Raw genomic sequence first — 23,561 nt, 5'->3', positions numbered from 1 at the left:
GACGGTGCCGGTGCCGTGACCGGCGGCCTTCTCGATCGTCTGGTGGAACTCCGGGGCGGTCTTGGCGTCCAGCTCGCCCGTCAGTTCGATCACAGCCGGCCCAGCAGCACGATCCGCCCGGCCGCGCCGCGCGGCGACAGCGCCTCGTCGGGCGGGACGCCCACGTCCCAGGCGCAGTCGCCCAGCTCGCGCCAGGCGGCCGCCACGTCGCCCGAGCCCAGCCGCCGCTCACGCACCCGGCGGCGCCACAGCAGCGGCAGCAGCGGCAGCCCGGCCACCAGCAGGGCCGCCACGGCCCAGCCGAGGACCGTCCCCGCCGACACCCCGCCCGCACCGGACCCGGTGTTCGACCCCGCCACGGGAGCCCCGCACTCGCCGAGCCTCTTCAGCTCCGGCGGGCAGGCCTCGGACTGCGAGGGCGCGGGCGCCGGGGCCGACGCCGACTGCGAGGGCGCCGCGGACGACGCGGACGGCTGCGGGGCCGCCGGGGCCTCGGGACGGCTGTAGTCCGGCACCGTGATGCCCGAACGGGGGGTCGGCTCGAACCGGGTCCAGCCCACGCCCTCGAAGTACAGCTCCGGCCAGGCGTGCGCGTCCCGCATCGAGACGTTCACCGTGCCGTCGGACTGCTTCTCGCCCGGGGTGAAACCGACCGCGACCCGCGCCGGTATCCCCAGCGTCCGCGACATGGCCGCCATCGAGAAGGCGAAGTGGACGCAGAAGCCCTCCTTGTCCTCCAGGAAGCGGGCGATGGCCTGCGAGCCCGTACCCGAGGACACCTTCGTGTCGTAGCGGAAGCCGCCGGTCACCGCGAAGAAGTCCTGGAGCTTGACCGCCCGCGTGTAGTCGTCCTTCGCGCCCTGGGTCACCCGCCGCGCCGTCTCCGCCACCACCGCCGGCAGGTTGTCCGGGAGCTTCGTGTACTCCCCGCGCACCGCCGGGTTCGCGGCCGGCGCCGACTGGAGCTGCTCCGCCGTGGGCCGCAGCAGCAGGCTCCGCACGGTGTACTGCGCGCCCTGCACGTTCTGGAAGCGGTCCTTGCCGAGCTGGTCGCCGACCAGGGTCCGGCCGGCCGGCTCGAAGCGCCACTTGCCGGGGATGTCGATCTGCGTCGCCGGGTACGGCATCGGCAGGTAGCGCTGGGCGTACGTGTCCGCCGCCGAGACGGTCGTACGGACCTCGACCGCGTTCGCGCGGACCTCCTCGGTGAGCCCCGCCGGGTTCGGCAGCCGCTGCGGTACGTCCGTCAGCGGGCGGGCGGACGCCTCCCACTTGACCCCGTTGAACTCGTCGAGGGCGAGGATCCGCAGGTACTGCTCGCCGAGCTGCGGGCTGTCCGTGCGGTACTTCATGACGACCCGGTTGTCCTGGGCGTTCAGGCTGCTCTGCAGCGAGACCAGCGGGTTCACCGCCGAGATCGTGCCGCCGCCCCCGCCCGCCGCGGGGGAGTCCTCGCCCGGGGCGCCCAGCATCCCGCCGCCGAGCGACGGCAGCGCGGCCGGCACCGCCAGGGCCAGGCCCAGCGCGACCGCGCCGATCCGCCGCCCGGTGCGTACGGGGGCCACGGCGCGGGTGCCGCCGGCCCCGTTCGCCCCGTAGCCGGAGGCGGCGGAGGCGGGCGTCCGGGCGTTCGGGGCCCCGCCGAAGACCCGGCCCCACTGGGCCAGCCGGTCTCGGCCCTCGGACAGCAGCATCATCAGGTAGCCGGCGCCGGCGAGCAGGAAGGCGATCCAGGAGTGCCCGTGCCCGGCCGACAGCCCGGCGGCGACCGAGTACAGCGCCAGCAGCGGCAGTCCGGCGGCCGCGGCCGTCCGCAGCGTCACCGCCAGCGCGTCCACCAGCAGCCCGATCAGCAGCACCCCGGCCAGCAGGAGCAGCCGGATGCCGTCCGTCAGCGGTGCCGGTATGGCGAACTCGCCGACGTCCCGCACGCCCTGCTGGAACAGTCCCGCGAAATCGGTGACCAGGAAGGCCAGCGGCCCGCTCCCGGTGGACTCGGCCTTCCCCGCGAAGAGGAAGACGAGCAGCAGCAGCGACACCAGCAGCTGGGCGCCGATCGTCAGCGTCCGGGCCAGCGGCACCCGCCGCCCGCCGGCGCCCACCGCGGCCTGCACGGCCAGCAGCAGCGCCGCCTGGACCAGCCAGCCGGAGGTCTCCACCAGCGGGGCCAGCGACCAGGCGGTCAGCAGCGTCGCCAGCGCTCCGAAGATCGTCACGCGGGTGCGCCCGCTCATACCGTGCCTCCGGGGGTCCGCATGCCGAGGGGGGCGTTCCCGGCCTGCCGCCACAGGTCGGTGAAGGCCGCGCCGGGCGGTACGGCCAGCGCCGTCCAGCCCGCGTCGCGCAGCCTGCGCAGCCGCTCCTCCACCCGCGAGGGCGCTCCGGCCCAGAGCGCGGGGTCCAGGACGAACGCGACCGCGGCCGCGCTGCGCCGGCGCATCCGCGCGGCCAGCTCGGCCTGTTCGTCGTCCAGGTCGCCGAGGAAGGCGACCAGCAGTCCGTCGCCGCCGGAGCCGGAGACCGTCCCGCCGCGCAGCGCGTCGTGGGCGCGGTCCAGGCCGCTGCCCTCGGAGTGGCCGACGACCGCGAGGGTGTCCATCATCAGCCCGGCCGCCTCGACGGACTCCGGGCCGCCGGCGGTGCTCCCGCCGGCGAAGGAGCCCGCGCCGGGCACCGCGTCCCCGGTGTCGGTGAGCAGCCGGGCCGCGAAGCCCTGTTCGAGGACGTGCAGCAGGGTGGAGGCGGCGGCCGACACGGCCCATTCGAAGGCGGAGTCGGGGCCGGCGCCCTCGTAGGCGAGGTAGCGGGTGTCCAGCAGGACGGTGGCCTTGCTGCGCTGGGGCTGTTCCTCGCGGCGGACCATCAGCTCGCCGTAGCGGGCGGTGGAGCGCCAGTGGACCCGGCGCAGGTCGTCGCCGCGCCGGTAGGTGCGGGGGATGACGTCGTCGTCGCCGGCCAGGGCCAGGGAGCGGCGGCTGCCGTCGCCGTGGCCGCCCGCCTCGCCGGTCATCCGGACCGCGGGCAGGGGCTGGGTGCGCGGGACGACGGTGAGGGTGTCGTACGCGGTGAAGGAGCGGGTCAGCTCGACCATCCCGAAGGGGTCGGTGAGCCGCAGCTGGAGGGGGCCCAGCGGGTAGCGGCCGCGCAGGTCGGAGCGGACCCGGTAGGACACCTCGCGGCGGCCGCCGGACTCGACCCGGTCCAGTACGAAGCGGGGGCGGGGCCCGAGGACGTAGGGCACCCGGTCCTGGAGCATCAGCAGGCCGGTGGGCATCCGCGAGACGTTCTCCAGCCGCAGCCGCACCCGGGCCTCACCGCCGGCGGGCACCCGCGGCGGGGTCAGCCGGCGGCCGGCGGTGACCTGGTGGCGGGTGCGGTGCAGGGCGAGGACGCAGATCAGCGGCAGGACGACGAGCAGCAGCCCGACCCGCAGCAGCTGGTCCTGGCCGAGGACGTAGGCGCAGACGGCGGCCGCGGCACCGGCGGCGAGGAACGAGCGGCCGCGCGTGGTGAGACCGGACAGCGAGGCGCGCACCCCGCCCGGGTTCCCGGCCTGCCCGCCGGCGCCGCCCGGGGCACCGGCGCCCATCAGAAGCTCCGGGCGCCCGCGCCGGGCGGTACCTCGCCGCGGGTGTGCGTGGCCGGGACGGGGGTGCGCTGGAGGATGTCGTGGACGACCTGCTCGGCGGTGCGCCGGTTCAGCTGGGCCTGGGCGGTCGGCAGGAGGCGGTGCGCGAGGACCGGCGCGGCCAGCTGCTGGACGTCGTCGGGCAGGACGTAGTCGCGGCCGGAGAGGGCGGCGGAGGCCTTCACGGCGCGCAGCAGGTGCAGGGTGGCCCGGGGGGAGGCGCCGAGGCGCAGGTCCGGGTGGCTGCGGGTGGCGGAGACGAGGTCGACGACGTAGCGCTTGACCGGGGCCGCGACGTACACCTCGCGGACGGCCTCTATCAGCTTGACCACGTCGTGGGCGTGCGCGACGGCGGTGAGGTCGTCGAGCGGGGAGGTCCCGCCGTGCACGTCGAGCATCTCCAGCTCGGCCTCGGGGCTGGGGTAGCCGACGGAGACGCGGGCCATGAAGCGGTCGCGCTGGGCCTCGGGGAGGGGGTAGGTGCCCTCCATCTCGACCGGGTTCTGGGTGGCGACGACCATGAACGGGCTGGGCAGGGCGTAGGTGGTGCCGTCGATGGTGACCTGGCGCTCCTCCATCGACTCCAGCAGTGCCGACTGGGTCTTGGGGGAGGCCCGGTTGATCTCGTCGCCGATCACGATCTGCGCGAAGATCGCGCCGGGCTTGAACTCGAACTCGCGGCGCTGCTGGTCGTAGATGCTGACGCCGGTGATGTCCGAGGGCAGCAGGTCCGGGGTGAACTGGATGCGCTGGACCGAGCAGTCGATGGACTTGGCGAGCGTCTTGGCCAGCATGGTCTTGCCGACGCCGGGCACGTCCTCGATCAGCAGGTGGCCCTCGGCCAGCAGCACCGTCAGTGCGAGTCGGACGACCTCGGGCTTGCCCTCGATCACGCCCTCGACCGACCGGCGGACCCGCTCGGCCGTGCTGGTCAGATCAGCGAGGCTCGCTCGGTCGTCGTACGTGGTCACCTGGTTCTCCTCGGCCCTTTCCCAGGGCCGACGCGCCTGGCGCACGGTCCGGCCCACCCCGAAACACGGACACCGCCCCGGAAGGGTTCCGGGTGACGTCTCACCGCATTCTTGACGGCGTCCGGCGCTGTGTCACTCAGGTGAGCGGATCGATCTCCCGCAGGAGCCCGGTGTGCACGTCGAAGACGAAGCCTCGCACATCGTCGCGGTGGGGCAGGAACGGGTTGGTGCGGACCCGCTGCATGGACTGGCGCACGTCCTGGTCCACGTCGCGGAAGGCCTCGACCGCCCAGGCGGGGCGCTGGCCGACCTCGTCCTCCAGCTCGTGCCGGAAGTCCTCGGTCAGGCTTTCGAGACCGCAGCCGGTGTGGTGGATCAGTATCACCGTGCGGGTGCCCAGGGCGCGCTGGCTGATGGTGAGCGAGCGGATGGTGTCGTCGGTGACCACGCCGCCGGCGTTGCGGATGGTGTGGCAGTCGCCGAGCTCCAGGCCGAGGGCCTTGTGCAGGTCGAGACGGGCGTCCATGCAGGCCACGACCGCGACGTGCAGGACGGGGCGGGCGTCCATGCCGGGGTCGGTGAACTCGGAGGCGTAGCGGCGGTTGGCCGAGACGAGCCTGTCGGTGACGGAGTCGCCGGACGCCGAGGACGCGGAGTGTGCGGGCAGGGATGCGGATGTCGTCATGGATACGACGTTAGTGGTCACAGCCCGTCCGGGCATGGGGTGAGGCTGGACAAAGAAGGTCAAGGAACCTTGTTGTGAGCTAACCCACAGGAGTGAGAAGGAGGCCGCCGTACGGGTGATTCAGGGCTTTCGCGGGTGCATCGGGGGAGGGGCGCACCGGGCGCGGGGCGGTTCGTTGACCGGGGCGGGCGTTGCACTAAAGTGACGCGAACCGGCCGGAGCCCGGCCCCACCGGCCGCCCGGCCCCCTGGTAACACTCCGCGTGCGCGGCGCGGCGTATGCCTGCCGCGCCGTTATCTGAGAGGGCGCTTTGACTAGCGAGTCCCGACATGTCCCGGTGATGCTCCAGCGGTGCCTGGACCTGTTGGCCCCGGCGCTGGAGAGGCCCGGGGCCGTCGTCGTCGACTGCACCCTCGGCCTCGGCGGCCACAGCGAGGCCCTGCTGACCCGGTTCCCCGAGGCGCGCCTGATCGGCCTCGACCGCGACAAGGAGGCCCTGCGCCTCTCCGGCGAGCGGCTCGCGCCCTTCGGCGACCGGGCCACCCTCGTCCACGCGATCTACGCCGACCTCGCCGAGGTCCTCGACGGACTGGGGCTCCCGGCCGTCCAGGGGATCCTGTTCGACCTCGGCGTCTCCTCCATGCAGCTCGACGAGGCCGACCGCGGGTTCGCGTACGCCCAGGACGCGCCGCTGGACATGCGCATGGACCAGACGACGGGCATCAGCGCCGCCGAGGTCCTCAACACCTACGCCCCCGGCGAGCTGGTCCGCATCCTGCGCCAGTACGGCGAGGAGAAGCAGGCCAAGCGGATCGTCTCGGCGGTCGTGCGCGAGCGCGCCAAGGAGCCCTTCAGCAACAGCGCCCGCCTCGTGGAGCTGATCCGCGACGCGCTGCCGCAGGCGGCCAAGCGCACCGGCGGCAACCCCGCCAAGCGGACCTTCCAGGCGCTGCGCATCGAGGTCAACGGGGAGCTGGCCGGTCTGGAGCGGGCCATCCCGGCCGCCGTGGACCGGATCTCGGTCGGCGGGCGGATCGCGGTCCTGTCGTACCACTCCCTGGAGGACCGGCTCGTCAAGCAGGTCTTCACGGCCGGCGCCACCTCCACGGCCCCGCCCGGGCTGCCCGTCGTACCGGAGAAGTACCAGCCGAAGCTGAAGCTGCTGACGCGCGGGGCGGAACTGCCCACCGAGGAGGAGATCGCCGAGAACCGGCGGGCCGCCCCGGCCCGGTTCCGGGGAGTCGAGCGCGTCCGGGAGGCGCGGCTGTGACCAAGGCCGCGAAGGCGGGGAGGGCCGGGAAGGTGGCCACGCTGACCCGCGGGCAGGCGGCCCGCCTCGTGCGCGGCCGCGCCGGCGGCGGTTCCGGCGGCGCCCGTCAGGCGGCGCGGATGCCGTTCGTCCTCCTGGTCGTCGCGCTGCTGGCCGGGGGCCTGATCAGCCTGCTGCTGCTGAACTCGGCGCTCAACCAGGGCTCCTTCCAGCTGAGCCGGCTGAAGAAGGAGACCACCGCGCTGACCGACGAGCAGCAGGCCCTCCAGCGGGACGTCGACGCCTACTCGGCCCCCGACGCCCTGCAGCGGCGGGCCCGCGAGCTCGGCCTGGTGCCGGGCGGCAGCCCCGTCTTCCTCGGCCCCGAGGGCAGGACCGCCGGCAGCCCCGCCGTGGCCGAGGCCCCGCCGGCCCCGTCCCCGACGCCCACGCCCACTCCGACGCCGCCGGCGGCTCCGGCGGCCACGCAGAACCCCGACGGACCGGCCGGCCCGGCCCCGAGCGGGACCCCGCAGCCCACCCCGACCCCAAGCAGGTGACGTCGTGACGCGGAGCCCTGCGGGACCCCTCCCCGCCCCGCCCTCCCCCCGTTCCCCGGAGCTCTGCGGAGTCCGGCGGTGAGCCCCAAGGAGCCCCCCCGGCGGGTGCCGGGGCCCGGCAGGCCCCGGACCGGCGCGCGGCCCCCCGCGCAGCGCACCCCGCACACCATCCGCCTCGGCAGCCCCAAGCCGCGGCTGCGGCTGATCGGCGTCGGGCTCACCCTCGTGATGCTCGCCTTCGTCGTCCGGCTCCTCCAGGTGCAGGCCGTCGACGCCTCCGCGTACTCCGCCAAGGCCACCGAGAACCGCTTCGCCAGCTACGTCCTGGCCGCCGAGCGCGGGGAGATCACCGACCGCAAGGGCGTCGCCCTGGCCACCAGCGTCGACGCGTACGACATCACCGCCGACCCGAAGATGTTCACCCCGCAGGAGAGCAAGGCCCCCGACGCCCCCGAGCAGGCCGCCGCCCTCCTCGCGCCGATCCTCGGCAAGGACGCCAAGGAGATCGCCGCCCGGCTGAAGACCAAGGACACCCGCTACGTGGTCCTGGCCCGCCGGCAGACCCCCCAGGTCTGGAACCAGATCAAGGACCTCAAGAAGCTCTTCGCCGACAAGGCGGCCGCCGACAAGCGCAACAACGGCCCCGGCGCCAACGTCATCGCCGGCGTCTTCAACGAGAACAGCAGCAAGCGCGTGTACCCCAACGGCGACCTCGCCGCCGGGATACTGGGCTACGTCAACGCCGAGGGCAAGGGCGGCGGCGGCCTGGAGTCCGCCCTCGACAAGAAGCTGGCCGGCAAGGACGGCGAGATCACCTACGCCCAGTCCGGCGGCCGCCGCGTACCCACCGCCGGGTCCCACGAGAAGCCGGCCGTGCCCGGCGACGACATCGAGCTGACGATCGACCGCGACATCCAGTGGGCCGCGCAGAGCGCCATCGCCGAGCAGGTCGAGAAGTCCGGCGCCGACCGCGGCTACGTCGTCGTCCAGGACACCCGCACCGGCGAGGTGCTGGCCATGGCCAACGCCCCCGGCTTCGACCCCAACGACCTGACCCGGGCCCGCTCCACCGCCCTCGGCAACGCCGCCCTCCAGGACGTGTACGAGCCCGGCTCCACCGCCAAGGTGATCTCCATGGCGGCCGTCCTGGAGGAGAAGAAGGCGGCCCCCGACACCCACGTCGAGGTCCCCAACCGGCTCCACCGCGGCGACCGGCTCTTCAAGGACGACGTCGACCACCCCACCTGGTACCTGACCCTCAACGGGGTCCTCGCCAAGTCCTCGAACATCGGCACCATCCTGGCCACCGGCCAGCTCGGCGCCAATCAGCCCGAGGCCAACCGGGTCCTGTACTCCTACCTGGACAAGTTCGGCATCGGACGGCCCACCGGCCTGAACTACCCCGGCGAGTCCCGCGGCATCCTCGCCAAGCCGGAGGCCTGGTCCACCTCGCAGCAGTACACGATCCCCTTCGGCCAGGGCCTGTCCCTCAACGCGATGCAGGCGGCCTCCGTCTACTCCACCATCGCCAACGGCGGCGTCCGCATCACCCCCACCCTGGTCCGCGGCACCAAGGGCCCCGACGGCCGCTTCACCCCGGCCCCGGCGCCCGAGCAGACCCGCGTGATCAGCGGCCAGACCGCCAAGACCCTCTCCGAGATGCTGGAGTCCGTGGTCGACGACCAGGAGGGCACCGGAACCAAGGCGAAGATCCCCGGCTACCGGGTCGGCGGGAAGACCGGCACCTCCAACCGGGTGGATCCCGCCACCGGCCGATACAAGGGCTACACCGCCTCCTTCGCCGGCTTCGCCCCCGCCGACAACCCCCGGATCACCGTCTACTGCGCCATCCAGAACCCCACCAAGGGCAGCTACTTCGGCGGCCAGATCTGCGGCCCGATCTACAAGACGGTCATGGAGTTCGCACTCAAGACCCTCCAGGTCGCGCCCACCGGAACGCCCCCCGCGGGCCTCCCGGTGACCTACGAATCCGCCCCGCCGCCCGCCGCCCCCACCCCCGCGCAGCCCAGCCCGCAGCCCTGACAGAGAACCGCCCGTCCCACCACCCACGCGTGAGGCTCCATCAGTGACAACGATCACCCCGAAACCCGGGAACCAGACGGCCGAAGCCGCCCAGGACGGGCCCTCGCTTCGCGAGCGGCCCGCCGCGCCCGGTACGCTCACCGCCGTGCCCCACGCTGATCAGCCCAGAACCGCCCAGAAAGACGCCCCGGCAGCGCCGCCGGGAGCGCCCCGGCCCCTGAACGCCCGCCCGATCCCCCTGGGCGAGCTGGCCGGCCTCCTGGGTCTGCCCGAGTCCGGCGCCGCTCGGATCACCGGCATCACGCACGACTCCCGTGCCGTGCGCCCCGGAGACGTGTACGCGGCCCTGCCCGGCGCCCGGCTGCACGGCGCCGACTTCGCGGCCCAGGCGGCCGCCCTCGGCGCCGTCGCCGTGCTGACCGACCCGCAGGGCGCCGAACGCGCCGCCGCGACCGGCCTGCCCGTCCTGGCCGTCGAGGACCCGCGCGGCCGGATGGGCGAGCTCGCCGCCGAGATCTACGGCCGCCCCGGCGAAGCCCTGCTCCAGCTCGGCATCACCGGCACCTCCGGCAAGACCACCACCGCCTACCTCGTCGAGGGCGGGCTGCGCGCGGCCGGCAAGGCCACCGGACTGGTCGGCACCGTCGAGATGCGCATCGGCGACGAGCGCATCAAGTCCGAGCGCACCACCCCCGAGGCCACCGACCTCCAGGCCCTGTTCGCCGTCATGCGCGAACGCGGCGTCGAGGCCGTCGCCATGGAGGTCTCCAGCCACGCCCTGGTGCTGGGCCGCGTCGACGGCTGCGTCTTCGACGTCGCCGTCTTCAACAACCTCAGCCCGGAGCACATGGAGTTCCACTCCGACATGGAGGACTACTTCCAGGCCAAGGCGCAGCTCTTCACCGAGCGCCGCGCCCGCCTGGGCGTGGTCAACGTGGACGACGAGTACGGCCGCCGCCTCGCGAAGGAGTCGCCGATCCCGGTCGTCACCTTCTCCGCCGCCGGGGACCCGGCCGCCGACTGGCGCGCCGAGGACGTGGTCAGCGGCCACATGGACTCCACCCTGACCCTGGTCGGGCCCGAAGGACAGCGCGTGCGGGCCAAGGCCCCGCTGCCCGGCCCGTTCAACGTCGCCAACACCGTCGCCGCCGTCGTCACCCTGGCCGCCGCCGGGCTCGACCCGCAGACCGCCGCCGACGGCGTCGCCGCCGTCCCGGGCGTCCCCGGCCGGCTGGAGCGGGTCGACGCGGGACAGCCGTACCTGGCCGTCGTCGACTACGCCCACAAGACGGACGCCGTCGAGTCCGTGCTGCGCGCCCTGCGCGAGGTCACCACCGGCAGGCTGCACATCGTGCTCGGCTGCGGCGGCGACCGGGACACCACCAAGCGCGGCCCGATGGGCGCCGCGGCGGCCCGCTACGCCGACACCGCCGTCCTGACCTCCGACAACCCGCGCTCCGAGGACCCGCTGCGGATCCTCGCCGCGATGTTCGAGGGCGCGGTCTCCGTCCCCGCCGAGGAGCGGGGCACCGTCCTCGTCGACGCCGACCGGGCCGCGGCCATCGCCGCCGCCGTCGCGCGCGCCGGGGACGGGGACACCGTCCTCGTCGCGGGCAAGGGCCACGAGCAGGGCCAGGACACCGCGGGCGTCGTACGCCCCTTCGACGACCGCGCCGTGCTCCGCGCGGCCATCGAGAACCGCCAGGACAGCGCCCGACAGGCCGAGGTGAACCAGTGATCGCCCTCTCCCTCGCCGAGATCGCCGACATCACCGGCGGGCGGCCCCACGACATACCGGATCCCGCCGTGCTGATCAGCGGCCCGGTCGTCATCGACTCCCGCCAGGTGGAGCCCGGCAGCCTCTTCGCCGCCTTCGCCGGCGAGCACGTCGACGGCCACGACTACGCCGAGCGCGCGGTCGCCGCCGGCGCCGCCGCCGTGCTGGCCGCCCGGCCGGTCGGCGTTCCGGCGATCGTCGTCGACGACGTGGAGAAGGCCCTCGGCGCCCTCGCCCGCGCCGTCGTCGGACGGCTCGGCACCGACGTGGTCGCCCTGACCGGCTCGGCCGGCAAGACCTCCACCAAGGACCTGATCGCCCAGGTGCTCCAGCACCACGCGCCCACGGTGTGGACGCCCGGCTCCCTCAACAACGAGATCGGCCTGCCGCTCACGGCGCTGAAGGCCACCGCGGAGACCCGGCACCTGGTCCTGGAGATGGGCGCCCGCGGCATCGGGCACATCGCCTACCTCACCGGGCTCACCCCGCCGCGCATCGGCCTCGTCCTGAACGTCGGCACCGCCCACATCGGCGAGTTCGGCGGCCGCGAGGCCATCGCCCAGGCCAAGGGAGAGCTGGTCGAGGCCCTGCCGTCCGAGGCCGAGGGCGGCGTCGCCGTCCTCAACGCCGACGACCTGCTGGTGCGCGCGATGGCCGTCCGCACGAAGGCCCGTACGGTCCTGTTCGGCGAGGCCGAGGACGCCGACGTACGCGCCACCGAGGTGCGGATGACGTCCGGGGGACGGCCCTCCTTCACACTCCACACACCGACCGGGTGCAGCGATGTGACCTTGCGCCTGTACGGTGAGCACCACGTGTCGAACGCGCTCGCCGCGGCCGCCGTCGCCCATGTCCTGGGCATGCCAGTCGAGGAGATCGCCACCGCGCTCTCCGGGGCCGGCACCCTGTCCCGGTGGCGCATGGAGGTCACCGAGCGGGCGGACGGCGTCACGATCGTCAACGACGCCTACAACGCGAACCCCGAATCCATGCGGGCCGCCCTGCGCGCACTGGCCGCGATGGGCGGCGCCGGCAAGGAGCACGGGGGACGTACGTGGGCGGTGCTCGGCCCCATGGCCGAGCTCGGTGACGCGTCGCTGGCCGAGCACGACGCGGTGGGGCGGCTCGCCGTCCGGCTCAACGTGAGCAGGCTCGTGGCAGTCGGGGGCAGGGAAGCGTCCTGGCTGCAGCTGGGCGCATATAACGAGGGTTCGTGGGGTGAGGAGTCGGTGCTCGTGTCCGACGCGCAGGCGGCGGTCGACCTTTTGCGCAGTGAACTGCGCCCGGGGGACGTCGTGCTGGTGAAGGCTTCCAGGTCGGTCGGTCTGGAGCGGGTGGCGCTGGCGCTGCTCCAGGGCGAGGGCGAGGTCGCCGGCCGATGAGGCAGATCCTGTTCGCCGGTGTCATCGGCATGTTCCTCACCGTCATCGGCACCCCGCTGCTGATCAAGCTGCTGGCCCGCAAGGGCTACGGCCAGTTCATCCGCGACGACGGCCCCCGCGGCCACGCCGGCAAGAAGGGCACGCCCACCATGGGCGGTATCTCCTTCATCCTGGCCACGATCATCGCGTACGCCCTGACCAAGGTCATCACCGGCGAGGACCCGTCCTTCTCGGGCCTCCTGGTGCTGTTCCTGATGGCGGGCATGGGCCTCGTCGGCTACCTCGACGACTACATCAAGATCGTCAAGCGGCGTTCGCTCGGTCTGCGGGCCAAGGCCAAGATGGCCGGCCAGCTGATCGTCGGCATCGCCTTCGCGGTGCTCGCGCTCCAGTTCAAGGACTCGCGCGGGCTCACCCCGGCCTCGACGAAGCTGTCGTTCGTCACGGACTTCGGCTGGTCCATCGGACCCGTGCTGTTCGTGGTCTGGGCCCTGTTCATGATCCTGGCCATGTCCAACGGCGTGAACCTGACCGACGGTCTGGACGGCCTCGCCACCGGCGCCGCCGTGATGGTCTTCGGCGCCTACACCTTCATCGGCGTCTGGCAGTTCCAGGAGTCCTGCGCCAACGCGGTGACCCTGACCAACCCCAACGCCTGCTTCGAGGTCCGTGACCCGCTGGACCTCGCGGTCGTCGCCTCCGCCCTCATGGGAGCCTGCTTCGGCTTCCTGTGGTGGAACACCTCGCCCGCCAAGATCTTCATGGGCGACACCGGTTCGCTCGCGCTCGGCGGCGCGCTCGCGGGTCTCGCCATCTGCTCCCGGACGGAGTTCCTGATGGCGCTCCTCGGCGGCCTCTTCGTGCTCATCACGATGTCGGTCGTCATCCAGGTCGGCTCCTTCAAGATGACCGGCAAGCGAGTCTTCCGAATGGCCCCGCTCCAGCACCACTTCGAACTCAAGGGCTGGTCCGAAGTCCTCGTCGTGGTCCGCTTCTGGATCATCCAGGGCATGTGCGTGATCGTGGGTCTCGGCCTCTTCTACGCGGGATGGGCAGCGGACAAGTGACCCCCTGGCAGGGCAAGAACATCACCGTCGCCGGCCTCGGCGTGAGCGGCATCAGCGCCGCCCGCGCCCTGGCCGGCCTCGGCGCCGTCGTGACCGTGGTCGACGGCGGGGACGGCGAGGGCCACCGGGCCCGCGCCGCGGAGCTGGAGGCCGAGGCCAAGGGCGTCACCGTACGCCTCGGTGACGCCGAGACCCTGCCCGCGGGCACCGATCTGGTCGTCACCTCCCCCGGCTGGAAGCCCGACAGCCCGCTGTTCGCGGCCGCCGCCGAGGCGGGCGTGGACGTCGTGGGCGACGTCGAGATCGCCTGGCGGCTGCGCGGCGAGAACGCCGCCCCCTGGCTCGCCATCACCGGCACCAACGGCAAGACCACCACCACCCAGATGCTGGCCTCGATCCTGCGGGCGGCCGGTCTGAAGACCGCGGCCGTCGGCAACATCGGCACCCCCATCATCGACGTGGTGACCGGCGAGGAGCCGTACGACGTCCTCGCCGTGGAGCTCTCCAGCTACCAGCTGCACTGGGCGCCCTCGGTGCGCGCCCACTCGGCGGCCGTGCTCAACCTGGCCCCCGACCACCTCGACTGGCACGGCTCCATGGAGGCGTACGCCGCCGACAAGGGCCGGATCTACGAGGGCAACACCATCGCCTGCGTCTACAACGTCGCCGACCCCGCCACCGAGCGGCTGGTCGAGGAGGCCGACGTCGAGGAGGGCTGCCGGGCGATCGGCTTCACCCTCGGCGCCCCCGGGCCCTCCATGCTCGGCGTGGTCGACGGGATCCTCGTCGACCGGGCGTTCGTGGAGAACCGGCAGAAGAACGCGCAGGAGCTGGCGCACGTCGACGACGTCAACCCGCCCGCCCCGCACAACATCGCCAACGCCCTCGCGGCGGCGGCCCTGGCCCGCGCCTTCGGCGTCGAGCCGCGGGCCGTCCGCGACGGGCTGCGCGACTTCCGCCCCGACGCGCACCGCGTGGCGTACGTGGACGAGGTCGACGGGGTCCGCTATGTCGACGACTCCAAGGCCACCAACACCCACGCGGCCGAGGCCTCCCTCGCGGCCTTCGAACCGGTCGTCTGGATCGCCGGCGGCCTCGCCAAGGGCGCGACCTTCGACGAGCTCGTGCGGAAGTCCGCGAAGCGGCTGCGGGGCGTGGTCCTCATGGGCGCCGACCGGGCGCTGATCGCCGAGGCGCTGGCGCGACACGCGCCCGAGGTCCCGGTGACCGACCTCGACCGGACCGACACTGGGGCGATGCTCGCAGCGGTCCGGGAAGCGGCCCGGCTCGCGGAACCCGGAGACACCGTCCTGCTGGCGCCCGCGTGCGCCTCGATGGACATGTTCGCGAACTACAACGAGCGGGGCGACGCGTTCGCCGGCGCGGTGCGCGAACTCGCCTCCGGGAGCGCCGCGGACACGGCCTAGCCGAGGGCGCCCGACAGGTTCCCTCCGGCCGGCTGCTCGCCTCGTACGAGTGGAGGGGAAGATCACAGATGCCGGCCAAACAGATGCTGCCGGGACGGCGGCCCTCCGCCGTCAAGGCGCAGGGCCGCAAACGTCCCGCGGCCGGCGCCGGGCGGACCGCCCGGCGCGGTCCGCTGGAGCGGCTGCGCCGTACGCGGGGGCAGTTGACGAAGGCCTGGGACCGGCCGCTCACCGCGTATTACCTGATTTTCGGCAGTTCGCTGCTCATCACCGTGCTCGGCCTGGTGATGGTCTACTCGGCGTCCATGATCAAGGCCCTCCAGCTGGGCCTGGGAGACGCCTACTTCTTCAAGAAGCAGTTCCTGGCCGCCTCGATCGGCGGCGTCCTGCTGTTCGCCGCCTCCCGCATGCCGGTCAAACTGCACCGCGCGCTGTCCTATCCGGTGCTCGCCGGCACCCTCTTCCTGATGGTCCTGGTCCAGGTCCCCGGGATAGGGGTCTCCATCAACGGCAACACGAACTGGATCTCCCTGGGCGGCCCGTTCATGCTCCAGCCCAGCGAGTTCGGCAAGCTGGCGCTGATCCTCTGGGGGGCCGACCTGCTGGCCCGCAAGGGCGACAAGGGGCTGCTGACCCAGTGGAAGCACCTGCTGGTGCCGCTGGTCCCGGTCGCCTTCCTGCTGCTCGGGCTGATCATGCTCGGCGGGGACATGGGCACCGCGATGATCCTCGGAGCCGTCCTGTTCGGGCTGCTGTGGCTCGCGGGAGCGCCCACGCGGATGTTCGCCGCCGTGCTCGCCTTCGCGGGTGTGATCGTCGCACTGCTCATCAAGACCAGCCCGCACCGCATGGACCGGCTCGCCTGCCTCGGGGCGACGGACCCGGGCAAGAACGACCTCTGCTGGCAGGGCGTGCACGGGATCTACGCCCTCGCATCCGGCGGATGGTTCGGTTCCGGCCTGGGTGCGAGTGTGGAAAAATGGGGGCAACTGCCCGAAGCCCATACCGACTTCATCTTTGCCATCACCGGTGAGGAACTGGGCCTGGCGGGGACGCTGTCGGTGCTCGCCCTGTTCGCGGCTCTAGGCTATGCGGGTATCCGCGTGGCCGGACGCACGGAGGACTCCTTCGTACGGTATGCCGCGGGAGGCGTGACCACCTGGATCACGGCCCAGGCCGTGATCAACATCGGTGCGGTGCTCGGTCTGCTGCCGATCGCAGGGGTGCCCCTCCCGCTGTTCTCCTACGGGGGGTCCGCCCTGCTGCCGACCATGTTCGCGGTCGGACTGCTCATCGCGTTCGCGCGGGAGGAGCCGGCGGCGCGCGCGGCGCTCGCGATGCGACAGCCGAGAGCCGGCTGGAAGCGGAGCGGGCCGATATGGAAGTCGATGAGACGGCGCGTCAAGAGGCGTCCGTCCGGAGAGCGGTGAATTTCGGTGCATGTCGTACTCGCCGGTGGGGGGACCGCCGGCCACATCGAGCCGGCGCTCGCCCTCGCGGACGCCCTGCGCAGGCAGGACCCGACCGTGGGCATCACCGCCCTGGGCACGGAACGCGGCCTGGAGACGCGCCTGGTGCCCGAGCGCGGCTACGAGCTGGGCCTCATCCCCGCCGTACCGCTGCCCCGCAAGCCCACCCCGGAACTGATCACCGTCCCCGGCAGGCTGCGCGGGACCATCAAGGCCGCCGAGGAGATCCTCGTCCGCACCAAGGCCGACGTGGTCGTCGGCTTCGGCGGCTACGTGGCCCTGCCCGGCTACCTCGCCGCCAAGCGGCTCGGCGTGCCGATCATCGTCCACGAGGCCAACGCCCGGCCCGGACTGGCCAACAAGATCGGCTCCCGCTACGCGCACGCCGTCGCCGTCTCCACCCCCGACAGCAAGCTGCGCGGCGCCCGCTACGTGGGCATCCCGCTGCGCCGCGCCATCTCCACCCTCGACCGCGCCGCCGTCCGCCCCGAGGCGCGGGCCGCCTTCGGCCTCGACCTCAACCTGCCGACGCTGCTCGTCTCCGGCGGCTCGCAGGGCGCGCGCCGGCTCAACGAGACCATCCAGCAGGTCGCGCCGACCCTCCAGCGCTCGGGGATCCAGATCCTCCACGCGGTCGGCCCGAAGAACGAACTGCCGCGTGTCGACAACATGCCCGGGATGCCGCCCTATGTCCCGGTACCGTACGTGGACCGGATGGACCTCGCGTACGCCGCCGCCGACATGATGCTGTGCCGCGCGGGCGCGATGACCGTCGCCGAACTCTCCGCCGTCGGACTGCCGGCCGCCTACGTACCGCTGCCCATCGGCAACGGCGAACAGCGGCTCAACGCCCAGCCGGTGGTCAAGGCCGGCGGCGGGCTCCTCGTCGACGACGCGGAACTGACGCCCGAATGGGTGCTCGGCCAGATCCTCCCGGTGCTGTCCGATCCGCACCGCCTGTACGAGATGTCCCGCGCCGCCGCCGAGTTCGGCCGCCGGGACGCCGACGAGCTCCTCGTCGGCCTCGTCCACGAGGCGATCGCGGCCGCACGCGGGTAACCGCTGACCCAGGAGGCGCAGGAGTGGCCGGAGCGACGACGGCACGACGCGGACCGTCCGGCCGGGCGGGCAAGGGCGGCAAGGGCGCGGGCGTGCCCCGGCCGCCCCGCCCGCCCAAGTCGCCCAAGGGCACCGGTCCACGCGGGTCCGGCGGCGGGAGACCGCGCCGGGTCCGCCTGTTGGCGACCCTCGCCGCCGCGGCCCTCCTCGCCGGCGGCGGCACCTGGGCGCTCTACGGCTCCGCCTGGCTGCGCGTCGAGAAGGTCACGGCCTCCGGCACCGAGGTGCTCACCCCCGAGCAGGTCCTCTCGGCCGCGGCCGTTCCCGTCGGCGCGCCCCTGGTGAGCGTGGACACGGACGAGATCGCGAGCCGGGTCCGCGGCCGGCTGTCACGCATCGATTCGGTCGATGTGGTGCGGTCCTGGCCGCACGGGATCGGGCTGAAAGTGACGGAACGCAAACCGGTCCTGCTCATCAAAAAGGGCGCGGACTTCACCGAAGTGGACGCGAGGGGGGTGCGCTTCGACACCGTTGCGAAAGCACCCGTCGGCGTTCCGCTCCTCGAAATGGCCGCGGACCGCTCGCCGAGCGCCCGCCGCTTCGACGAGGAGCGGCTGCTGCGCGAGGCCGTGGGGATCGCGGGAAGCCTTCCCGACGCAGTCGCGAAGGAAACGGTGCAGGTCAAGGTGCGGTCGTTCGACTCGGTCGTGCTGGAGCTGACGAAGGGCCGCACCGTGGTGTGGGGGAGCGGCGAACTGGGTGAGGCCAAAGGCCGGGCGTTGACCGCCCTGTTGAAAGCCGCGCCCAAGGCCGACCACTTCGACGTGAGCGTTCCCACCGCCCCGGCGGTGTCCGGGAGTTGACGTCGGGTCGAGGCCCGACGCACCCTGGTTGGCCACCGATACGGGTGATCACATAGGGTGAAAAGAAAAACGGGAGGTTCGGCGTGTTCGTTGAACACGCGCTACTTGTCGACTTAGTGTCCTGTTCGGAAGAGTCCAAGGAACAGACACACCCCTAACCCTAAACTTCAGGGTTAGGGTTCGGGTCGGCGCGTAGCGGACCGTCCCACATTTCGGCATCAGTCGTCGCACCGCAGGCCCGCGAGGCGGCGACACGTAACTCGAGGCGAGAGGCCTTCGACGTGGCAGCACCGCAGAACTACCTCGCAGTCATCAAGGTCATCGGTGTCGGCGGCGGTGGTGTCAATGCCATCAACCGAATGATCGAGGTCGGTCTCAAGGGCGTCGAGTTCATCGCCATCAACACCGACGCCCAGGCGCTGTTGATGAGCGACGCCGACGTCAAGCTCGACGTCGGCCGCGAACTCACCCGGGGCCTCGGCGCCGGAGCCAATCCGGCCGTCGGCCGCAAGGCGGCAGAGGACCACCGCGAGGAGATCGAGGAGGTCCTCAAGGGGGCCGACATGGTCTTCGTCACCGCCGGCGAGGGCGGCGGCACCGGCACGGGCGGCGCGCCCGTCGTCGCCAACATCGCGCGCTCGCTCGGCGCCCTGACGATCGGTGTGGTCACCCGGCCGTTCACCTTCGAGGGCCGGCGCCGCGCGAACCAGGCGGAGGACGGCATCGCCGAGCTCCGCGAAGAGGTCGACACCCTCATCGTCATCCCCAACGACCGCCTGCTGTCCATCTCGGACCGCCAGGTCTCGGTCCTCGACGCCTTCAAGTCGGCGGACCAGGTCCTGCTCAGCGGCGTCCAGGGGATCACCGACCTCATCACCACCCCGGGTCTGATCAACCTCGACTTCGCCGACGTCAAGTCCGTGATGTCCGAGGCCGGCTCGGCCCTGATGGGCATCGGCTCCGCCCGCGGCGACGACCGCGCGGTGGCCGCGGCCGAGATGGCGATCTCCTCGCCGCTGCTGGAGGCGTCCATCGACGGCGCCCGCGGCGTGCTGCTCTCCATCTCCGGCGGCTCGGACCTCGGTCTCTTCGAGATCAACGAGGCCGCGCAGCTGGTGAGCGAGGCCGCGCACCCCGAGGCGAACATCATCTTCGGCGCCGTCATCGACGACGCCCTCGGCGACGAGGTCCGCGTCACGGTCATCGCGGCCGGCTTCGACGGCGGCCAGCCCCCGGCCCGCCGGGACAACGTCATCGGCGCCGCGTCCACCAAGCGCGAGGAGCCGGCCCCCGCGCCGGTCCGCGCACCCGAGCCGGTCCGCCCGGCCTTCGGCGGACTCGGCACCGTGACCCCCCGCGAGGAGCCCCCGGCCCCGGTCGAGATCCCGGTCGAGACCGCCCCGGCCCCGCCGCAGGTCCCGACGGCCCGGCCCTACCAGGACAGCCCGGCCGAAGAGCTGGACGTTCCGGACTTCTTGAAGTGACGCTGGAGCAGCATCACGAGAGCGGCGCCCACTTCGCCTTCACCGACCGGTGGGGCGGGGTGAGCGCCGTTCCGTACGAGGAGCTCAATCTCGGCGGCGCGGTCGGTGACGACCCGGCCGCCGTTCGCGCGAACCGGGCCGCCGCCGCGAAGGAACTGGGCATCGACCCGGAGCTCGTGGTCTGGATGAACCAGGTGCACGGGCGGGACGTTGCCGTGGTCGACGGGCCCTGGGGCTCCGTCGCGGACATCCCCTCGGTGGACGCCGTGGTGACCGCCCGCCGGGGGCTCGCCCTCGCCGTACTCACCGCCGACTGCACCCCCGTCCTGCTGGCCGACCCCGTCGCCGGGGTCGCCGGGGCCGCCCACGCCGGGCGGCCCGGGCTGGTCGCGGGGGTGGTGCCCGCCGCCGTCGAGGCGATGACGGCCCTCGGCGCCGACCCCGCGCGGATCGTCGCCCGTACCGGACCCGCCGTCTGCGGGCACTGCTACGAGGTGCCGGCCGAGATGCGGGAGGCGGTCGCCGGGGTGGTGCCGGCCGCGTGGGCCGAGACCAGCTGGGGGACGCCGGCCGTCGACGTGGTCGCCGGGGTGCACGCCCAGCTCGCGGAGGCGGGGGTGGCGCACGGCCACCGCTCCCCGGTCTGCACACTGGAGTCGCGGGACCACTTCTCGTACCGCCGCGACCGGGTGACCGGGCGGCTTGCCGGATATGTCTGGTTGGACTGAGTCATGACGGATCGTAAGTCCGAGCTCGCGGAGAACCTCGCGCGGGTGGAGGAGCGGATCGCGTCCGCCTGTGCGGCGGCGGGCCGGAAGCGGGACGAGGTGACCCTCATCGTGGTCACCAAGACGTACCCGGCGACCGACGTACGCCTCCTGGCGGACCTGGGAGTCCGTCATGTTGCGGAAAACCGCGACCAGGACGCGGCCCCCAAGGCGGCCGCCTGCGCGGACCTGTCGCTGAACTGGCACTTCGTGGGCCAGTTGCAGACCAACAAGGTCCGTTCGGTGGCGGGATACGCGCAGGTGGTGCAGTCGGTCGACCGGGCGAGGCTCGTCACGGCCCTCTCGGCGGCCGCGGTGGCGCACGGCCGGGAGATCGGCTGCCTCGTGCAGATCGCCCTCGACGCCGAGTCGGGCGAGCGCGGGGCCCGGGGCGGTGCGGCGCCCGAGCAGCTGGCCGAGTTGGCGGACCTCGTCGCCGGCGCGCCGGGACTGCGGATCGACGGTCTCATGACCGTCGCCCCGCTCGCCGGGCTCTACGCGGGGCGCGAACAGGCGGCCTTCGAGCGGATGATGGAATTGTCATCCGGCCTGCGCGCGGACCATCCGGCTGCCACGATGGTGTCGGCGGGAATGAGCGCCGACCTGGAACAGGCCGTCCTGGCCGGTGCGACACATGTACGCGTCGGCACTGCGGTACTCGGCGCGAGACCCCGGCTCGGGTAACGTCGCGAAGAAAGTCGGACCACAGCAGAAAATATGGTCATTTCCGCAGATGAGCGGACAGGCCACGTGGATCGCGGGCAGTTGGTGACTTTGGTGACACAGCGACACCTGCGACAGGGCGATCCACCACAGAGCGGAGGACTCGGAGAATGGCCGGCGCGATGCGCAAGATGGCGGTCTACCTCGGCCTCGTGGAGGACGACCGGTACGACAACCCGGGGTACGACCCCGATGACGAATTCGAGCCCGAGCCCGAGCCCGAGCGCCCCCGGGAGAGGGAGCGGCGGCAGCAGCCCGTGCACCAATCGCCCGTAACGGACGAACCGGTACGAGCAGTGCAGCCGCCGGCTCCGCGCGAACCCCTCCCAATTCCGTCAGAAAACGGACGTCCCGCGCGAATTGCCCCCGTGGCATCCATCACACCTGACCGCACCAACCTGGAGAAGAACGCCCCCGTGATCATGCCCAAGGTCGTCTCCGAGCGGGAGCCGTACCGCATCACGACGCTGCACCCCCGGACCTACAACGAGGCCCGTACCATCGGGGAACACTTCCGTGAGGGCACTCCGGTGATCATGAATCTCACGGAGATGGACGACACCGATGCGAAGCGTCTCGTCGACTTCGCGGCCGGTCTCGTCTTCGGTCTGCACGGCAGTATTGAACGCGTGACACAGAAGGTGTTCCTGCTGTCGCCTGCTAACGTCGATGTCACGGCGGAGGACAAGGCCCGCATCGCGGAGGGCGGGTTCTTCAACCAAAGCTAGACCGATCCGTCAGATACGGGACCGGGAACAGGGCGGGAGCAGGGGAGAGGGAAGCGCGGGATGGGCATCGCACTGCAGGTGGTCTACATCGCGCTGATGTGCTTCCTCATCGTGCTGATCTTCCGACTGGTCATGGACTACGTGTTCCAGTTCGCACGTTCATGGACACCCGGCAAGGCGATGGTGGTCGTTCTGGAGGCCACCTACACTGTCACCGATCCACCGCTCAAACTCCTTCGGCGGTTCATCCCGCCGTTGCGTCTCGGGGGCGTGGCGCTCGACCTGTCCTTCTTCGTTCTGATGATCATCGTTTACATCCTCATCAGCTTCGTGAGCACCGCTGCGAGAAGCGTGTGAACGATGAGCTCCCCCGCGCCTGCGGGGACAGTCCCGATACGGTCCTGCCGACTGCCGACGACTACGTAGAGGTGAAGAAGACATGCCGCTGACTCCCGAGGACGTGCGGAACAAGCAGTTCACGACCGTCCGCCTGCGAGAAGGCTATGACGAGGACGAGGTCGATGCCTTCCTCGACGAGGTCGAGGGCGAGCTGACGCGCCTGCTGCGCGAGAACGAGGACCTGCGCGCGAAGCTGGCCGCCGCGACGCGCGCCGCCGCGCAGAGCCAGCAGCAGGCCAACATGCGCAAGCCGGAGCCCCAGGACCAGCGAGGCCCGGGCGCCCCCGTGCCGGCGGCCATATCCGGCCCGCCGCAGCCGCAGCAGCCGCAGATGGGTCCCCCGCAGCTGCCGGGCGGCCAGCCCCAGCTGCCTCCGGGCCCCGGCGGACACGGACCGCAGGGTCCGGGCCCGATGGGCGGCCCCATGCAGCAGCAGTCCATGGGCGGCCAGCACCCTATGGCCCCGCAGCAGCAGATGGGCCAGCCGCCCATGCAGCAGCAGATGCAGCAGCAGTCGATGGGCGGCCAGAACCAGCTCGGCCAGCCCATGCCGCAGCAGATGCAGCCCATGGGCCAGCAGATGCAGCCGATGGGCCAGCAGATGCAGCCCATGCAGCAGCCGCAGCTCCCGCAGCAGGGCCCCGGCGGCGACAGCGCCGCCCGCGTCCTGTCGCTCGCGCAGCAGACCGCCGACCAGGCGATCGCGGAGGCCCGTTCCGAGGCCAACAAGATCGTGGGCGAGGCCCGTTCGCGCGCCGAGGGCCTGGAGCGGGACGCCCGCGCCAAGGCCGACGCGCTGGAGCGGGACGCGCAGGAGAAGCACCGCGTCGCGATGGGCTCCCTGGAGTCCGCCCGCGCCACGCTGGAGCGCAAGGTCGAGGACCTGCGCGGCTTCGAGCGCGAGTACCGCACGCGTCTGAAGTCCTACCTGGAGTCGCAGCTGCGCCAGCTGGAGACCCAGGCCGACGACTCCCTCGCCCCGCCGCGCACGCCGACCGGCCCGGCCCTGCCGCCGTCGCCGTCCCCGTCGATGGCTCCGGCCGGTGCGATGGGCATGGGCGGACCGTCCCCGATGGGCGGGCCCTCCCCGATGGGCGGCCCCTCCCCGATGAGCGGTGCTCCGTCCTACGGCGGTCAGCAGCAGATGACCCCGGCGATGACGCAGCCGATGGCTCCGGTGCGGCCCGTCGCTCCGCAGCCGATGCAGCAGGCGCCGTCGCCCATGCGGGGCTTCCTGATCGACGAGGACGACAACTGACGTAGCCGTCGGCAGTCACCAC

At 72.5% G+C, this 23,561-nt stretch carries 20 protein-coding genes; 16 read left to right on the top strand and 4 right to left on the bottom strand.

Features of this window, described 5'->3' with window-relative positions; all coding sequences use genetic code 11:
• Window positions 1-89: 89 nt before the first annotated feature.
• The 4 genes from AB0O29_RS10770 to AB0O29_RS10755 form a co-directional block, all read right to left on the bottom strand.
• Window positions 90-2,234, bottom strand: a complete 2,145-nt coding sequence (locus tag AB0O29_RS10770) for a DUF3488 and transglutaminase-like domain-containing protein (protein WP_365149299.1) — start codon at window positions 2,232-2,234, stop codon at window positions 90-92.
• Entirely contained in the window at window positions 2,231-3,589 is a 1,359-nt protein-coding gene (locus tag AB0O29_RS10765) for a DUF58 domain-containing protein (RefSeq protein WP_365149296.1), read from the bottom strand. The genes AB0O29_RS10770 and AB0O29_RS10765 overlap by 4 nt, the downstream gene beginning before the upstream one ends.
• Entirely contained in the window at window positions 3,589-4,599 is a 1,011-nt protein-coding gene (locus tag AB0O29_RS10760) for a MoxR family ATPase (RefSeq protein ID WP_365149293.1), read from the bottom strand. The genes AB0O29_RS10765 and AB0O29_RS10760 overlap by 1 nt, the downstream gene beginning before the upstream one ends.
• A 136-nt stretch (window positions 4,600-4,735) precedes the next feature.
• The gene (locus AB0O29_RS10755; RefSeq protein ID WP_365149291.1) at window positions 4,736-5,284 is read right to left on the bottom strand and encodes a carbonic anhydrase; all 549 of its coding nucleotides are present in this window, start codon (window positions 5,282-5,284) and stop codon (window positions 4,736-4,738) included.
• Between the two features lie 310 nt (window positions 5,285-5,594).
• On the opposite strand from AB0O29_RS10755, the gene rsmH reads away from it, so the two are divergent.
• From rsmH to AB0O29_RS10675, 16 genes are all read left to right on the top strand, one after another.
• Window positions 5,595-6,554 (top strand): 16S rRNA (cytosine(1402)-N(4))-methyltransferase RsmH, encoded by a 960-nt coding sequence (gene rsmH, locus AB0O29_RS10750; protein WP_365149288.1) that lies wholly within the window; start codon window positions 5,595-5,597, stop codon window positions 6,552-6,554.
• Between the two features lie 119 nt (window positions 6,555-6,673).
• Window positions 6,674-7,093, top strand: coding sequence for a hypothetical protein (locus AB0O29_RS10745; protein ID WP_365149311.1), 420 nt, complete (start codon window positions 6,674-6,676; stop codon window positions 7,091-7,093).
• A gap of 78 nt (window positions 7,094-7,171) precedes the next feature.
• Entirely contained in the window at window positions 7,172-9,136 is a 1,965-nt protein-coding gene (locus AB0O29_RS10740; protein WP_365149285.1) for a penicillin-binding protein 2, read from the top strand.
• A 43-nt stretch (window positions 9,137-9,179) separates the two neighbouring features.
• Entirely contained in the window at window positions 9,180-10,874 is a 1,695-nt protein-coding gene (locus tag AB0O29_RS10735) for a UDP-N-acetylmuramoyl-L-alanyl-D-glutamate--2,6-diaminopimelate ligase (protein ID WP_365149282.1), read from the top strand.
• Window positions 10,871-12,295 (top strand): UDP-N-acetylmuramoyl-tripeptide--D-alanyl-D-alanine ligase, encoded by a 1,425-nt coding sequence (gene murF, locus AB0O29_RS10730; RefSeq protein WP_365149279.1) that lies wholly within the window; start codon window positions 10,871-10,873, stop codon window positions 12,293-12,295. Before AB0O29_RS10735 ends, murF begins: the two co-directional genes overlap by 4 nt.
• Entirely contained in the window at window positions 12,292-13,362 is a 1,071-nt protein-coding gene (gene mraY, locus AB0O29_RS10725) for a phospho-N-acetylmuramoyl-pentapeptide-transferase (protein ID WP_365149276.1), read from the top strand. The genes murF and mraY overlap by 4 nt, the downstream gene beginning before the upstream one ends.
• A complete protein-coding gene (murD, locus tag AB0O29_RS10720) occupies window positions 13,344-14,789 on the top strand; it encodes a UDP-N-acetylmuramoyl-L-alanine--D-glutamate ligase (RefSeq protein ID WP_365149273.1) in 1,446 nt (481 codons plus the stop codon). The genes mraY and murD overlap by 19 nt, the downstream gene beginning before the upstream one ends.
• A gap of 68 nt (window positions 14,790-14,857) precedes the next feature.
• Window positions 14,858-16,219: a putative lipid II flippase FtsW gene (gene ftsW / locus AB0O29_RS10715; protein WP_365149270.1), complete on the top strand. Its 1,362-nt coding sequence runs from the start codon at window positions 14,858-14,860 to the stop codon at window positions 16,217-16,219.
• 6 nt (window positions 16,220-16,225) lie between these two features.
• Complete coding sequence (gene murG, locus AB0O29_RS10710; RefSeq protein ID WP_365149267.1) at window positions 16,226-17,317, top strand: undecaprenyldiphospho-muramoylpentapeptide beta-N-acetylglucosaminyltransferase; 1,092 nt, start codon at window positions 16,226-16,228, stop codon at window positions 17,315-17,317.
• A 176-nt stretch (window positions 17,318-17,493) separates the two neighbouring features.
• The gene (locus AB0O29_RS10705; protein WP_365149308.1) at window positions 17,494-18,180 is read left to right on the top strand and encodes an FtsQ-type POTRA domain-containing protein; all 687 of its coding nucleotides are present in this window, start codon (window positions 17,494-17,496) and stop codon (window positions 18,178-18,180) included.
• Between the two features lie 281 nt (window positions 18,181-18,461).
• The gene (gene ftsZ / locus AB0O29_RS10700) at window positions 18,462-19,664 is read left to right on the top strand and encodes a cell division protein FtsZ (RefSeq protein ID WP_007263607.1); all 1,203 of its coding nucleotides are present in this window, start codon (window positions 18,462-18,464) and stop codon (window positions 19,662-19,664) included.
• Window positions 19,661-20,392, top strand: a complete 732-nt coding sequence (pgeF, locus tag AB0O29_RS10695; RefSeq protein WP_365149264.1) for a peptidoglycan editing factor PgeF — start codon at window positions 19,661-19,663, stop codon at window positions 20,390-20,392. The genes ftsZ and pgeF overlap by 4 nt, the downstream gene beginning before the upstream one ends.
• 3 nt (window positions 20,393-20,395) lie before the next feature.
• Complete coding sequence (locus tag AB0O29_RS10690) at window positions 20,396-21,115, top strand: YggS family pyridoxal phosphate-dependent enzyme (RefSeq protein WP_365149261.1); 720 nt, start codon at window positions 20,396-20,398, stop codon at window positions 21,113-21,115.
• Between the two features lie 149 nt (window positions 21,116-21,264).
• Entirely contained in the window at window positions 21,265-21,882 is a 618-nt protein-coding gene (sepF, locus tag AB0O29_RS10685; protein WP_045949551.1) for a cell division protein SepF, read from the top strand.
• Between the two features lie 60 nt (window positions 21,883-21,942).
• The gene (locus AB0O29_RS10680; RefSeq protein WP_079426090.1) at window positions 21,943-22,239 is read left to right on the top strand and encodes a YggT family protein; all 297 of its coding nucleotides are present in this window, start codon (window positions 21,943-21,945) and stop codon (window positions 22,237-22,239) included.
• 82 nt (window positions 22,240-22,321) lie between these two features.
• Window positions 22,322-23,539, top strand: a complete 1,218-nt coding sequence (locus AB0O29_RS10675) for a DivIVA domain-containing protein (protein WP_365149258.1) — start codon at window positions 22,322-22,324, stop codon at window positions 23,537-23,539.
• Window positions 23,540-23,561 lie beyond the last annotated feature (22 nt).

The sequence above is a fragment of the Streptomyces sp. NPDC089915 genome, from assembly GCF_040684675.1.
In the GTDB taxonomy this organism is placed as follows: Bacteria; Actinomycetota; Actinomycetes; order Streptomycetales; family Streptomycetaceae; genus Streptomyces.
This window is presented reverse-complemented; position numbering and strand designations above follow the sequence as displayed.